Source organism: Streptomyces sp. SID5910 (assembly GCF_009862125.1).
GTDB lineage: Bacteria > Actinomycetota > Actinomycetes > Streptomycetales > Streptomycetaceae > Streptomyces.
Window position 1 is genome coordinate 1 of the sequence record NZ_WWHX01001011.1, and the last position, 681, is coordinate 681.

General features: G+C 80.0%; 1 protein-coding gene. It reads right to left on the bottom strand.

Annotation, left to right across the window (positions count from 1 at the left end):
- A partial coding sequence (locus GTW67_RS35860) for a helicase-associated domain-containing protein (RefSeq protein ID WP_161168887.1) occupies window positions 1–681 on the bottom strand: 681 nt, incomplete at both ends.

The window sequence follows — 681 nt, forward strand, 5'->3', positions numbered from 1 at the left end:
GCCAGGTCACCGGCCCGCACCGCGCGGATCGCCGCCGCCAGCAGCGTGTCGTCCGGCACCGGCGGGCCGTCCGGGACCGGCGCCGGCGCCGCACGCGGCGGTGTGCGGTGGGCGTCGGCGCGGGAGATCAGCACATCGCCCCCGGCGGACTCGGCGGCCGGCGCGAACCCCATCGCGCGCAGCCCCTCAAGCAGCCCCGCCGGGTCGGCCCCCGCGGCCAGCACGGTCGGCGCGAGCCGGCGCAGACCGAGGCCGGCGGCCCGCTTGTCGGCGAGGATCTCGTCCAGCGTCGCGTCGTCGTCGCAGCGCACGTACGCCGAGGCGGCCCCGACCCGCAGCTGCCCGTGCCGGCGGGCCACGTCGTCGATCAGATACGTCAGCGGCTGCGGCACCGGCGTACGGGAGTGGCGGGCGAGGAAGGCGTGCAGGTCGGCGGCGGTCCGGCCGGCGTCCAGCGCGCGGCGCACCGAGCCCGGCGTGAACCGGTAGACGGTCGCCCCGCCCCTCGACTCCACGTCCGCGAGCACCCCCAGCGTGTCCGCGAGCGGACGCTCCAGCGGCCCCGGCGCCACCGCCGTCAGGTCGGCCTGGAGCAGCACGTGGTCCAGCGGCTCGGGCAGCAGCGGCGCGAGCAGCCGGGCGGCGGTCGCGGTCGCGGCGGCCCGCTCGGCGGCGCTCGGC